The organism is Marinobacter sp. ANT_B65 (assembly GCF_002407605.1).
In the GTDB taxonomy this organism is placed as follows: domain Bacteria; phylum Pseudomonadota; class Gammaproteobacteria; order Pseudomonadales; family Oleiphilaceae; genus Marinobacter.
In genome coordinates, this window is sequence record NZ_NXGV01000004.1 from 169,521 (window position 1) to 181,977 (window position 12,457).

Here is a 12,457-nt window from a genome sequence, read left to right on the forward strand (position 1 = left end):
AGGTGCAGCTTTTTGTTATGCTGTTTTTCTTGCAAGGAGCAGCTCACACACAACATCATGTACTTCTTCCTCGACTTCCCCTTTTGTCGGGTGTAGCTTTATACTATTTAGCTTAAAGCGACACAACTGAAAAACTTCTTTTTCCACCTGATACAGGAAGTGCGAAACTATCCAGTATTTCCATACATCGTCATCACTATTTAGGACATCTAATACTGGCTTAACTAGCTCCACACCCAGCGTAGACAAACGTTCAGAAACAGGTCCGGCTATAGGCCAATTTAAATCCTGCAAGCATTCAAGCAAATCATCTATATATGGCACGAGATCTTCGTTTGATGCAGCCATCATATTTTCACAAGCTTCATCATCGAATTTATCTACTGGAACTAATCTCATTGTATAAATACCGTATAACGAGCCTGTAGAAAAACCCTTAACAGAGCCTGATCCACAGCCGCTTTGTTGTTTTTTCATCACCTGCGGTTAGCTGGCACAAGTTCGCTCATTCGCCAGTAACACCCAAGAAATAGTAATAATCAGCCCCCAATGCTGCCCATCCGGCTGTCTCAGGACTAATTCTAGCCGTACCATAGCCCAGCTATCATGCCGCTAACTGTCCGTAATTCGCCAGTTTCTCAATATTGTGAACCAGGCAATACAGTTGCCACTGGCCTTGCACCTTCTTTTTACCTCGCAGACTGAAGCGACTCAGGCGTTTGTTCGTGCCGATGTTACCGAACACTGGCTCCACCACGGACATGCGGTGACCATAGACTTCCTTGCCCAGCGGGCTATCCACCCGATGCTTCATCCAGTCCGTGTAATTGGGGAGCCGTTTGTTTTCGATGGTGAATGACACCTGCCTGCCAGACCCATTTCGGTGATCCGCTGATGCTGGATTCTGCATGCACTGGTGCTTCTTCGGGCAGTGGCGGCACTGAAGCAGCCGACCCTCGAAGTGCACCCGGATTTTCCCGTTTAACGCTTCCCGTTGACCGCGATAAGTAAGGGTTTCGCCGGACGGGCAGACACAGCTTAGCTTCACTGGATCGAACTGGAATTCGCTGGCTGCCAAGGTGCCCTTCCAGCCCTTGTCCGGGAGGTTCTGGTGCCGCTTACCGTATTTATCTTTCTGCTCCGCGAACTTCGGGTCGCGACTGCGAAAGCGGTTGTCCGGGATGTAACCATTGATCCGTTGTTCATGCAGGTACTGCATGTTGGCTTCGTTGGCGAAGCCGGTATCAGCCGTCACAACCGCGCCGGTTTGGTAAATGTCATCCGCGATGCCCAGTTTCCGGGATCGAGCTTCCACACTTTCCAACACCGGCTTTAAGGTATGGTGTTCCTGACCTTCGCCGAAGGCTTGGGCATCGATGATAATCTGGTGTTTCTTGTCCACCGTGGCCACGCCGTTATAGCCCTGAATGGTGCCTTTGCTGGTGGTCATCTTGCCGCTTTCGTTATCGGTGATGTTGCTCTTCACTTCCTTGCGCCGTTTCCCTTGGCCCATCCTTGGGCTGCTCGTCTTTAGGAAGCGGTCAACTTTAGTCATCGCTTCGTCGAGCGAGAGAATGGTGTTGGCGCGGCGAATGTCTCGATCCAGCTCGGCTTCGGTTTCCGCCTCATCCCGGGCGTGGTGTTCTCTCAAATGGTGGCGGATGAGTCGTTTCAGCTTCTTGCGCTTTTCTTCCAACTCTTTAAAGGTGCCCGACCATTCTTTGGCGGCGTTCGAGGACATTTTGCAGCCGTCGATTGCGAACAGTTCGTTGCCCAAAAGGCCTTGCTCATGACACACCAGCAGCACTTGTTCGAACAGTTCTTCAATTTCCTCGGCGTGCTGACTGACGAACTTGGCCAATGTGGTGAAGTGCGGGACGGTATCGCAGGACAGCGCTTTAAAAATGATGTTGGTCTCGCAGCACCACTGGATCTCGCGGCTGGAGGTGATGCCCTTGGAGTAAGCAAACAGAATGATCTTCAGGAGAATGGCCGGATCGTAAGCCGTGCGGCCTGTGTCGTCGTTGCGATACTTCGGGTGAAACACCGACAGATCCAGCTTGTGTTCAATCAGGTAATGAACGGCGTGTTCGAAGGTGCCGGGCTGAAGCTGTTCCTGGTAGTTGATGACGACCATCGAATCTTGGTCGTAGTTGTAGTGTTTGAAGCGGGGCATACCGACAGCTCCTTGTCTTGTTTTCTCAATCCTATCAAAACCGGGTCAGTTTGGGGTTTTCAACGCCCGGCTCACGCGCCGATTTAGAGCTGAGAAGCAGCTAGAAATTGGTCGCTATGCAGCCGATTGTTAGCACTTTGGAGCCCATTGACAAAGCTCGCAATTCCTTCAGCGTATGACCTGCAGCAGCGGCGTATGGGCAAAGGCCCTCGGATTCGGCAGCCTTCAGAACTGATGATCTGGGTCTTAAGTTTTTAAACGGGTATTCCTGGTATTTACTGACAGGCCGTTATGGTATCCAGAACCAGTTTGTCGACTTTCTGGTAGACGGGAATATTCTCCTGATTAATCATGTAGGAAACCTGAAAGCCATCCCTTTTCAGCACTCTTGTGCAGTCATAGCTTCCGCCATGGTTGTCATAACAGCTGCCCCAACTTTTCGTTTCACCGTCGAAGTCTTCCAAAAAATGCCAATAGTAGGGGCTATCTGTCTCAACTTTTCGAAGACTGGCATGTTCCGGGACTTCCAGTACGTTCTCTGTTGCCAGCTTGTAGCTCCTTACCACATCAAAAGTCAGGTACAAGGACTGCCGGAGTTCGCTAGTTCGGACCTTGACTGTTGGTTGATACCCAGAAACCACTTTCGCTACATATTCTGCCGGAATCATCAACCGCACATCAAATGGATTGTCGTCGGTATCGAAATTCCCGTCTACAGGCGTGCCCTTACTAGAAGTATCCGCCACTCGAAATTCTTCTGGCGTACAGAAGCCAGCACTGTTTTGCGCGTTTGGAGCGTGCGAGGGGGCGCAGGCTGGTAGCAGGACCACTGCTGATAGGATTGCTGGGGAAAGTTTGTTCATTGTGCTTTACCGGTATACACCTCAGTCGAATCACAATCATGGCAATAGAGATGTCCATAAGTGTCAAACTGGAGTTGTTCCGGAATGGCGCCGAACCAGGTGCCTCCGTAGAAACTTGGAGGAATATTGAACTGCTCAAATGCTACATGGTGGTAGTCTGCCATCTGCTTGAGGCTAAGCAACCCTGGGACCTGACCAACTTTTTTCTCATAGTCATTTCTCGTATAAAGAGCATGAAATTGGGCGACTGCAAGTCCAATCTCTTTAATCTTCGCTCGTATTTCCGCGAACGTACCTATGTGGCCACCTTTCTCGAGCCCAACAGCAAGATTTACAACTGTTGATATGGCCATAACGTCCCAGTATGCAAAAGGCCTATAGCTCCAGTACTCGGGATCCCCGGTAATTATCGCAGTTCTTAATTTTTCGGGATCAGAAACCCCAAATAGCGTAGCCAATTCGTACAACAGGATCTTTTTTCTGAAGGCGGCTATACCAGAATGTTTCAAGATCCTTTTGAGCGAGAGCAATGTCTTCTTTGGGGGATATTTGAAGAGAGCGTTCCATAACTTTTCATCCATAAAAGTAACTGTCCTTTGAGTCGAGAATTAGAACGGAAAACTTCCAGCCGGTCAATCGAAGCGTGCCCAAGGCCGTCCTTCGAACCTGATACACTCTGTATCTAAGGTATAGTGCTGGTGCTTGCGCTGCGGGCCCGTTAGTTTCATGATGACAGCGGCCTGGCAAGTGGGAACCAGCAGGCGCTGCTGGGTTGCCAGCAAGACGGCGAACTTTGACGACCTTGGTGCTCACCCAATTGCGCAGGTTATGCTGCCAAGCCCCCCCCCGCAAAAAGCGCCGAAACTGTTGCCGCTAACGCCTGCATAAACGGCGCCCGACTAGGGCGTCCGGTGGACGGCCGTCAGGCCGGGAACGAATTTAATGCACTTGTTATGTATTTTTTTTTGCTTTACGCACTGACTCAACACAGTAAGCAAACCCACCGATTAAAAACAACACTAATGAGAACGGGAGATAATTAACAATAATCTCTTCTTCTCCGGCCAGCACATCATGGGCATCTAGGAGCACTTTTTTGCCGTAGGTTAGCTGGTAAAAGTCAATACCTTCAATACTCCAGTTTGTTAAAAGTGAGACCTTTCTGTTTAACGGGATTTCTTCAAGAAAACAGCAATTCGCAACAAGGTTACTAACAACGCGCAATTGCTTTATACCATCATCGGTTTTAACACGAAGACGATACTCTTCTGGTGCTCTTGATGGGTTATGACGCCACTTTTCTATTATGACACCTTCTAGTTCTGTTAACTCCGAATATTCGAGCGGTGGCGAAATAAAACAGCCCCAAACATAAAAGCAAAAGAATAAAACCGATAAAGCTAAAAAAAATCGTTTTATCAAGGATACGACATCGTCGAAGCTTTTAATTTTTGAGAAATCACCGTAATACACTATTTCCCCTTGTGTACATAACAGCTTATTAGTTTGAATTTTTATTAAACCGCAACGCCATCACCCCGTCCAAAACTGAGTCACCGCCTGAATAATATCGACTTTTCAGGTCCTTACTATCCCGCTCTCGGGCGCTTTTCTTCTCCCGGGTCTGTGAAAAGTTTGCAGGCGGGTTATTGTTGCACGTTTTTGCAAGTTAAATCCAAAAGACAAAAAACTTCCTGCGCAAAATCAATGGGCTACTAGAGTGCCTTGTGGAAAGTGTGCAGCGCCATGCAAATTAAACCGCAGAATATTTGACATTTTCGAGGCCTTTTCATCATAACTGTATAAATATACAGATCTTTGCCAAGGAGGGGCGACGTGTCTAAATCACCATTTCTGCAATCGGTTCGCACGGAAATTAGGACGAAGCAATACAGCTATCGAACCGAGAAAACCTATCTGTACTGGGTCCGTCAGTTCATTCTGTTCAATGGCAAGAAGCACCCTGCGGTGATGGGCAATCACGAAATTGAGCGTTTCCTGAATCATCTCGCCGTAAATCGAGGGGTCAGCCCCGCCACCCAAAACCAGGCACTTTGCGCCATAATCTTCCTTTACAAGAATGTGCTGAAAAGGGAGATCGAAAACCTGCACTACAAAATGTCGAAAACACCTCGGCGCATGCCCACGGTTCTCAATCCAGAGGAAGTCGCTTCTATTCTGGGGAATATGGAAGCGGAGTATTGGCTAATCACTGCACATCTTTACGGCTGTGGCCTGAGGGTCAGCGAAGCTCTTTCGCTTCGCATAAAAGACATCGACCTGAAAAGCCGGAACTAGCTGGTGTTCAACCGTAAGGGACGGAAAGATCGATATACCCTTCTTCCCGGCAATTTGAGAGATAACATGGAGCGGCAAATTGCCCATTCACGAGAGATCCATGAGTCCGACCTGGCCGAAGGATTCGGGCTCACATCGGTTCCGGCCTCTCTGCATAAAAAGTATGGACCAATCATGAAAGACTTTGGTTGGCAGTATCTATTCCCGTCTTCAACACGATGCGTTCACCCCATTGCAGGCTATGTGTGCCGACATCACCTTCATCATTCAACCTACGCGCGGCGATTACGGCAGGCCGTGAAAGGGAGCGGAATTACCAAACGGGTGACGGCGCATACTTTTCGCCACGCTTTTGCCACTGACCTGCTCCCAACGTTCCCCTACCGAAAACGGTGCCCTCCGAAGGCAGGGGTCACAGGTTCGAATCCTGTCGGGCGCGCCATATTTTCAAGGCCTTACGTGAGAGCGTAGGGCCTTTTTAGTTTCCTGTGTCCTGATTGCTCTCCATGTTCGCGAGGGCACAGCACCAGGAAACTTTTCGCGCTATTGAGCAAGCATCCGGGAAGACCTCAGACCCCACGGCTGGAGCCCCGTTTCCCTATGGAAACTCAGCAGGCACCAAGGTCAATTGGTACCCCAATGGCTCTATCGCTTTTTTAACAGATTCCAGAAGAACCCGGGAATCGTCACGCTCTATATTCATAAGGGTGGTCTTCGACAGACCACACAATTGAGCGTAGTCTTCCAGCGAGATACCGACAAAGCGCTGGCGGATCTCACGCACCGCGGCACCCACCGAGATCTTGCCCTGCTTCATACGCTTCTCAAGCTCGGCCTGGGCCACTTCGCGCTTATGATCTTCAACCTTTGGTGGCATTCTAGGCATAGTCGCCTCCCCCCTCATTTTTCAGGGTTTTCAGGAACCGCGCCGGGCGCTCAAAGACAATATTCCTGTGTTCCAGAACCCGCTCGGGCACACCCATCTCCACAACTTTCTGTCTCAGGTCCGCCAGCTTTTCCAGCTCAGCGATAAACCGGGCCCGGGTGGTATCCGGATCCTCGGCAAAGTCCTGTATGACCCTGTGGTAGTCAGGCTCATAGATCGAATGCTGATAATCCTTCGGCCAGACCGTCGCTCGGGCAATGCCCTCCTTGTCCAGCACCATGGGTGCCAAGTCGTAGGTTGGGGACAGGCTGATTCGGCCGTCACGCTTGATCAGAGCAGTGTTTCGCCCGTGATTATCACTGTTGCCGATCGGTGCGATGCACCCCTCGTTGAGCAATTTGAAGTCAACGGACGGGCCCGGATCCCCGGTAACGTCCCAATGACGGAGCAGATACCGTCGCCCGGCACTCTGAGGAATAATATCCCGGAGCACCGGAGCAACCGCCTCCTGTGGGTATCCTTTCATCAGGTGCCCGGGGGCATTGTGACCGATGGCCCGCTCGTCCTTGAATGACAAGCCCTCCTGCGCAGTGGTGACCGCATTCACATACTGACCGTTGTAGGTGAACGCCATGTCACCAGTCAGGCCTGCCTTGGGGTTCGGGAACCGGACAGTACCGGCGTCGTGCCACTCATGGCCCCAGTAGACCTGTACGGTCAGGATCTTTTGTTCGCTCTGCATCGTCATGCCTAAATACCATTACAGTGGACTTTACCCTAGCCATTAACTGACTTAAATACCAGCATAGTGATATATAATACCGTAAAGCCGGCATCTAAAGTCTATTATGCTGATATATAGACCCAAGCCTGAGATAGCTCGCGGAGTAAACGCAACTCAACTTTGCTTACTTTCTATCGAGTAGTAATGGCGCCTTCCAATTGATAGATTGGCCTATCCAAAGATCGCTGATAAAGTCGTAAAAGTTAGTAAGGTAACCACCTACAACAATTCAGTCTTTTCGTTTGTACCTGAGCGGTTCATAGTTTTAAAAGCGCCGGGTAGTGATTCAGGGTATAGGGAGTTAACTGTGCAGGAAGGCATTAACCCATCGGCAAATTTTGCCTTTCTGGCTGAACACGACCCTCTTTTCGTTGAGCTTTCCAGCGCTGCTGAACGAAGAACTCACGCGTATTCTGATCGACCAGCAACTTGTTGAAGCCGGCTGGGAAGCCGACAGCCAGGAGCTCACTTACCAGGGAAGACACCATATCTGGTTCTGCTCAACCTCAGATTACAGGCAAGGGCTTATCGGAGGTGCGGCTGCGGCTGCCGCTCCCACCCCTCGCCGAACAAAAAGTCATCGCCGACAAACTCGACACCCTGCTGGCCCAAGTGGAAAACTCCAAAGCCCGCCTCGAACGCATCCCGAAAATCCTCAAACGCTTCCGCCAGTCCGTGCTGTCTGCGGCAGTGAGTGGGCGGTTGACGGAGGAATGGCGGGGATCTGCTGATTTGGCTAACTGGGAATCAGACGAGTTAGGTCGTTTTATCGAAAAGCCACGCTACGGCTCTTCCTCCAAATCTCAAAAGTCCGGTGACGTTCCCGTCCTGAGAGTGGGCAACCTCCAAGATGGAAGACTCGATTGGGCAGATCTTGTGTACACCTGCGATCCAGAGGAAATCGAAAAATACCGACTCGAACCCGGGGATGTTTTATTCAACCGCACAAATAGCCCTGAGTTGGTTGGCAAAACCTCGATTTTCAGAGGCGAGAGGAACGCCATTTATGCCGGATATCTAATCAAGATTAAATGCTTGTCCAGCCTGAACCCCGAGTTTCTGAACTATCAGTTGAATAGTCCGAAAGCAAAAGACTACTGCAAAGCACATCCCTGTGCGTTGCCCTTCGGGCCAGCCTGCGGCTGTCCAAAATCGCTCCCGGCGATTTTGTCGGGGGGAACTGATCGAGCAGTGGCGCAAGGACAACCCGGAGCTGATCAGCGGCGAGAACAGCGCGGAGGCGTTGCTGGAGAGGATCAGGGTGGAGCGGGCGACGATGAAGCCGGCAACACCTACTTGTGCTTCACACTCAAAGCCGGCCTGATGAAGCGCTTCAATGACGGCGACCTCAAAATCACTATCCGGCGCTTTGCCCGTGTGAACCGGAGTTCCATCCATGTTGCCCTTCTCGGCATAATCCAGGAAATTTCGAAGGGCAATGACACCACGTTTCGACGTCTCCGAAATCAATATGTCATCGGGTTCTACCCCGTTACTGCGATCATTACTAACGTCTTGATTTCGTGACGACTATTGTTCTACAGCAGCGATATCATTTGGCTTCGATGTCAGGCTCAAGATGGGTTTACGGGATGCTTACGAGTGGTTACCGTCTCTGATTAATTGGGCAGCGCGCCCCTACAGGAATCATACTCCTGTATTCATACTCGAAGCTATTGACAGTAAATCCGGCCTCGGCAATTATGCACCATAGTTAATTGACAGGATCGTCAAACTCATACGACAAGGAACAGTTTATGAGCGCCATAGCTACTGATCGTTACGTTACTTCTGATTTTAAAAATTCCCCTCTACTTGCTCTTGCCGATCTGATGGGCTTAAGAAACTACCAATCCCAGATATCCGCCTCCCCCGACCTGTATGCTCCTATATTGAATGGAATTGCAGTATTCAGACACCTTCCAGTCTCAGCTCGTGCTGAAGTGAACAGGTTAATCAGAGATGAAGTGCCAAGAGGCCATATAACCCAACACCTACTGACACTCGTAACAGATCAAAGTGTTCAGCCGTACTGGTATATGTGGTCTCTATCTGATGAAGAACTTCAGGAGTTTTTTCAGTTCTCAAAATCAAAAGCCGCTATCACAGATCAAATGAACCCGGTTTCGACACCAAATATTACTGTTGGGGCGTTGGCTGGGGCTCTTTATTACACATCAAAAAATGGATTAAGAGCTCAAGCAATGCAGATTCTTGCCCCCTTCAAGGAGAGCGGACTGGCCAAAGAGGTCGCTCGCCGTCTAGGCTTTCAGAATCGAATGGTATCTGGTATCGGGCTGATGAGTATACCTGCCATTATTATTATTTCAGGCCTAAACATCATGGCTACGAAAGAGTCGAGAATGGCAAAACGAGAACTTGCCGCTCGCGGGCTGCTCGCGTACAGCGACCTTTAGCATGGCTGTAGTGCTCATTATCACGAGCCTACTTGGGGCGTTTACTTACTATGTCTCGCTTAGCGCATTAGTGAACAAGAGGGTTAGCAGAAAAGACCGAATTTGGCCTAGATTGGTAGGCGTACCAGCGTTGTTTCTATCTCTATCTATAACTCTGATAGCTTCTTATTTTGGCGCTGAGCCGACTCTTTGGCTCAGCGCTGCGATATGGCCCGTGATTGCTCTTGCACTACACGGCGGTTACAAAATCGTGCTTGATGCGCTAGTGCAACAAACAGAAACCAAAGAAGTCGAAGATGAAATTGATTGAGAAGAGGCTCACACCAATACGACTTATCCGTCATCTCACATGGCTAACGGTATCATTGGTAACGACGGCCCATGCAGTCGGCGAGGAACTTCTATTCGAAGAGCGATTACTGCCACCTGTCACTGCATACTTGGATCTCCTGCTCTGCGCGAACACTGCACAAAGATATCGCAACAACGATGGCGATGCAGAACGTTACCGGATGGCTGCATTTGAGGTCCAGGATCTGACAGATGAAGCCGGGTGGAGTTCGAATGTCATTGCGGCAACTGTGACTAAACTTCAAGAGAGTCGATCAGACCTAGTCCTTAGGGAGGGCGATAGCCCAGAAAGTTTTTATCTCCGGAACTTCTCTGGTGAACGGTGTGAGCAGGAACTACAGAATGTCAGGGTTTATCGGGAGCGCGGTGTTCCATCCCCATAGAATAACAGAGCTAGGGAGTGTTAAGGAGACTCTGAATAAGTCCCCAAAAAGCGTGCAGCAGATAGCCGCCAGAAGTTATATCCGCCCAGGAAGAAGAGGCTCGACCCTATCGAACGGCTGCACAAGATCTCCGCGAACTCGCATGCATTGCACCCGGGGGCGTCATAACTTACGGAAGTATTTAATCTACAAAAGATCGGCAAGACTTGCTGAACATTTTGAGGCAAGTTTTTACTCGAAGGCATTCGCTACATCTGGCGGCAGGAAAATAATCAGAACCCACTATAAGGCGCGGGCTCTGATTGTTTTTATAATCCAGAGCAAGCGTGACCGTTATCAACAACGATTTCAGAACCCGTCATCGCTCTTCCTGCATCAGAAGCAAGAAGCAGGAGCGCACCATCGAGATCCTGGACCTGACAGAACTTGCGCGCAGGAATACGCTTTTTAAGCCTTTCCCCCGCGTCACTTTCCAGAAAATCCTGATTGATTTCAGTCATTACATAGCCTGGCGCCAATGAGTTGACTCGAACATTATGCCGCGCCAGCTCCAGCGCCATAGAACGAGTCAGGTGAGCCAGGCCTGCCTTGGCCGCACAGTAGGGCCCGACACCACCCGCCAGGCGGGTGGCGAGAATGGAGGTAACATTAACAACACTACCACCGCCATTCTGTGTCATTCTGCGGGCGCTTTCCTGAGCTACGATCCAGGCACCCTTGAGGTTGGTCTGCACAATGGCGTCCCAATCATCGTCTGTGTAATCCAGTGCTGCCTTGGTATCACTGACGCCGGCGTTGTTCACAACAACATCAATGCCACCATACTGACTGCAGATCTCGTCAAGGCAGGCAACAACTGACGCTCGTGAGACGACATCAAGAGGCAATGCCAAGGCAGCACCGCCCTCATTCTGGATATCCGCGACCAACTCCTGAAGGCGGTCAACCCGACGTGCGCCCACAACCACCTGAGCACCTGCTTTGGCCAGTGTTTTGGCAAAGTGGCGCCCAAGCCCGCTTGATGCCCCTGTAACCAGTGCACGCTTACCGGCCAGACTGAAAAGATGATGACTATCCGCCATGATTAACCTTTCGATTTGTCGGTATTGCGAGCGAGAATTTTCCTTGCAAGACTCATCCGGTGAACCTCGTTCGGGCCGTCATAAATACGGAAGCCCCGGGCGTCCTTGAAAATTTTCTCTACAACATTTTCTCCTGAAACACCCTGCCCACCCAGAACCTGCACACTCCGGTCAATCACTCTCCAGATACTCTCGGAACTGATTACTTTGGCCATACTGGACTCGGTATTTCCGCGCTCACCTTTGTCCAGCACCCATGCGCAGTGCATGATTGCCAGCCGCGTAGTCAACATATCCATCTCGTTATCGGCCAGCATGAAGCCTACACCCTGATGTTCTCCCAGGCGTTTTCCGAAAGATTCCCGTGTACTTGCATATCGACAGGCCTCGTCATGGGCCCGCTGAGCTGCTCCCAGCCAACGCATGCAATGGGTCAGCCTTGCCGGTGCCAGACGAACTTGCGCGTACCGAAACCCTTTGCCAATTTCGCCAAGTATATCGGTGGCAGGCACTCTGAGATTTTCAAAGCGTACAACGCCATGGCCGCCGGTGAAGCACGAGTCCATAACATCCATCATACGGTCAACGATAAAACCGGGCCTGTCAGTATCTGTCAGAAACATGGTGGCGTTTCCATCATCAGTTCGCGCCATGATGATCGCAAAAGCGGCACCTTCTGCACCGGTTATAAACCATTTTTTACCATTGATAATATAATCATCGCCGTCACGAACAGCCGTTGTGCTTAGCATTGATGGGTCCGACCCAGCACCAGGAGAAGGTTCTGTCATCGCGAAACAGGAGCGCGTTTTCCCTTCTACCAGAGGTCTTAGCCAGCGTTCTTTCTGGGCTTCTGAAGCCACCACATCCATCAGGTGGACATTTCCCTCATCCGGCGCATGAATGTTCAGCGCTGTGGGCCCTAACGGTGAATACCCGGCTTCCTCAAAGATCACAGCTTTCGCAACATGAGACAGCTCAGCACCACCCATTTCACGCGAAGCATGCAGAGTAAGCAGTCCCTTTTTTCGGGCAAGGGCTACCAACTCATTTCGAAGCTCTTCGGTGGGGCCGTGGGGTGTCTGGCGCGGATCAGACTCCAGCGGCATAACTTCATCCCGGATAAAGCTGCGCACTTTCGCCTGCAGCGCCTTGAGCTCATCACTTAGTTCAAAATTCATAGTCATTTCCCGATTATTTTATTAATTAAAAACTGA

Annotated in this window: 13 protein-coding genes; 4 read left to right on the forward strand and 9 right to left on the reverse strand. The window is 50.4% G+C overall.

Annotation, left to right across the window (positions count from 1 at the left end; all coding sequences use genetic code 11):
• Nucleotides 1–15 precede the first annotated feature (15 nt).
• The 5 genes from CPA50_RS16885 to CPA50_RS16905 all read right to left on the reverse strand — a co-directional run bounded on the left by CPA50_RS16885 (nucleotide 16) and on the right by CPA50_RS16905 (nucleotide 4,512).
• The gene (locus CPA50_RS16885; RefSeq protein ID WP_096783699.1) at nucleotides 16–477 is read right to left on the reverse strand and encodes a DUF5071 domain-containing protein; all 462 of its coding nucleotides are present in this window, start codon (nucleotides 475–477) and stop codon (nucleotides 16–18) included.
• A 127-nt stretch (nucleotides 478–604) separates the two neighbouring features.
• Nucleotides 605–2,176, reverse strand: a complete 1,572-nt coding sequence (locus tag CPA50_RS16890; RefSeq protein WP_096783700.1) for a transposase — start codon at nucleotides 2,174–2,176, stop codon at nucleotides 605–607.
• A gap of 275 nt (nucleotides 2,177–2,451) precedes the next feature.
• On the reverse strand, nucleotides 2,452–2,922 hold the full coding sequence (locus CPA50_RS16895) for a hypothetical protein (RefSeq protein WP_143750761.1): 471 nt from the start codon (nucleotides 2,920–2,922) through the stop codon (nucleotides 2,452–2,454).
• Nucleotides 2,923–3,035: 113 nt separating this feature from the next.
• On the reverse strand, nucleotides 3,036–3,620 hold the full coding sequence (locus CPA50_RS16900) for a hypothetical protein (RefSeq protein ID WP_227519703.1): 585 nt from the start codon (nucleotides 3,618–3,620) through the stop codon (nucleotides 3,036–3,038).
• A gap of 370 nt (nucleotides 3,621–3,990) precedes the next feature.
• Entirely contained in the window at nucleotides 3,991–4,512 is a 522-nt protein-coding gene (locus CPA50_RS16905; RefSeq protein ID WP_096783702.1) for a hypothetical protein, read from the reverse strand.
• Nucleotides 4,513–4,875: 363 nt separating this feature from the next.
• Between CPA50_RS16905 and CPA50_RS19970 the strand changes: the two genes are divergently transcribed.
• Together CPA50_RS19970 and CPA50_RS19975 are read left to right on the forward strand one after the other, a co-directional pair.
• Nucleotides 4,876–5,337, forward strand: coding sequence for a phage integrase N-terminal SAM-like domain-containing protein (locus tag CPA50_RS19970; RefSeq protein WP_413772169.1), 462 nt, complete (start codon nucleotides 4,876–4,878; stop codon nucleotides 5,335–5,337).
• Nucleotides 5,338–5,340: 3 nt separating this feature from the next.
• Nucleotides 5,341–5,808 carry a tyrosine-type recombinase/integrase gene (locus tag CPA50_RS19975; RefSeq protein WP_413772170.1) on the forward strand — a complete coding sequence of 156 codons (468 nt, stop codon included), beginning with the start codon at nucleotides 5,341–5,343 and terminating at the stop codon, nucleotides 5,806–5,808.
• A 127-nt stretch (nucleotides 5,809–5,935) separates the two neighbouring features.
• Here the strand turns inward: CPA50_RS19975 and CPA50_RS16915 are convergent, their stop codons facing one another.
• Together CPA50_RS16915 and CPA50_RS16920 are read right to left on the reverse strand one after the other, a co-directional pair.
• Nucleotides 5,936–6,223, reverse strand: a complete 288-nt coding sequence (locus tag CPA50_RS16915; RefSeq protein ID WP_179397256.1) for a helix-turn-helix domain-containing protein — start codon at nucleotides 6,221–6,223, stop codon at nucleotides 5,936–5,938.
• On the reverse strand, nucleotides 6,216–6,971 hold the full coding sequence (locus CPA50_RS16920; protein WP_096783704.1) for a HipA domain-containing protein: 756 nt from the start codon (nucleotides 6,969–6,971) through the stop codon (nucleotides 6,216–6,218). The genes CPA50_RS16915 and CPA50_RS16920 overlap by 8 nt, the downstream gene beginning before the upstream one ends.
• Before the next feature lie 570 nt (nucleotides 6,972–7,541).
• On the opposite strand from CPA50_RS16920, the gene CPA50_RS19730 reads away from it, so the two are divergent.
• Nucleotides 7,542–8,534 carry a restriction endonuclease subunit S gene (locus CPA50_RS19730; protein WP_413772171.1) on the forward strand — a complete coding sequence of 331 codons (993 nt, stop codon included), beginning with the start codon at nucleotides 7,542–7,544 and terminating at the stop codon, nucleotides 8,532–8,534.
• Nucleotides 8,535–8,764: 230 nt separating this feature from the next.
• Complete coding sequence (locus CPA50_RS16935) at nucleotides 8,765–9,424, forward strand: hypothetical protein (protein ID WP_096783706.1); 660 nt, start codon at nucleotides 8,765–8,767, stop codon at nucleotides 9,422–9,424.
• A 1,042-nt stretch (nucleotides 9,425–10,466) separates the two neighbouring features.
• On the opposite strand, the gene CPA50_RS16950 is transcribed toward CPA50_RS16935, so the two are convergent.
• Both CPA50_RS16950 and CPA50_RS16955 read right to left on the reverse strand, forming a co-directional pair.
• Nucleotides 10,467–11,243 carry an SDR family NAD(P)-dependent oxidoreductase gene (locus tag CPA50_RS16950; RefSeq protein WP_413772176.1) on the reverse strand — a complete coding sequence of 259 codons (777 nt, stop codon included), beginning with the start codon at nucleotides 11,241–11,243 and terminating at the stop codon, nucleotides 10,467–10,469.
• Nucleotides 11,243–12,421 (reverse strand): acyl-CoA dehydrogenase family protein, encoded by a 1,179-nt coding sequence (locus CPA50_RS16955; protein WP_096783710.1) that lies wholly within the window; start codon nucleotides 12,419–12,421, stop codon nucleotides 11,243–11,245. The genes CPA50_RS16950 and CPA50_RS16955 overlap by 1 nt, the downstream gene beginning before the upstream one ends.
• Between the last annotated feature and the right edge of the window lie 36 nt (nucleotides 12,422–12,457).

Bases quoted from the DNA above. Each gene is read 5' to 3' on its own strand.
- CPA50_RS16885 (WP_096783699.1), bottom strand. From the start codon at position 477: ATGAAAAAACAACAAAGCGGCTGTGGATCAGGCTCTGTTAAGGGTTTT.
- CPA50_RS16890 (WP_096783700.1), bottom strand. From the start codon at position 2,176: ATGCCCCGCTTCAAACACTACAACTACGACCAAGATTCGATGGTCGTC.
- CPA50_RS16900 (WP_227519703.1), bottom strand. From the start codon at position 3,620: ATGGATGAAAAGTTATGGAACGCTCTCTTCAAATATCCCCCAAAGAAG.
- CPA50_RS16915 (WP_179397256.1), bottom strand. From the start codon at position 6,223: ATGCCTAGAATGCCACCAAAGGTTGAAGATCATAAGCGCGAAGTGGCC.
- CPA50_RS16920 (WP_096783704.1), bottom strand. From the start codon at position 6,971: ATGACGATGCAGAGCGAACAAAAGATCCTGACCGTACAGGTCTACTGG.
- CPA50_RS16935 (WP_096783706.1), top strand. From the start codon at position 8,765: ATGAGCGCCATAGCTACTGATCGTTACGTTACTTCTGATTTTAAAAAT.
- CPA50_RS16955 (WP_096783710.1), bottom strand. From the start codon at position 12,421: ATGAATTTTGAACTAAGTGATGAGCTCAAGGCGCTGCAGGCGAAAGTG.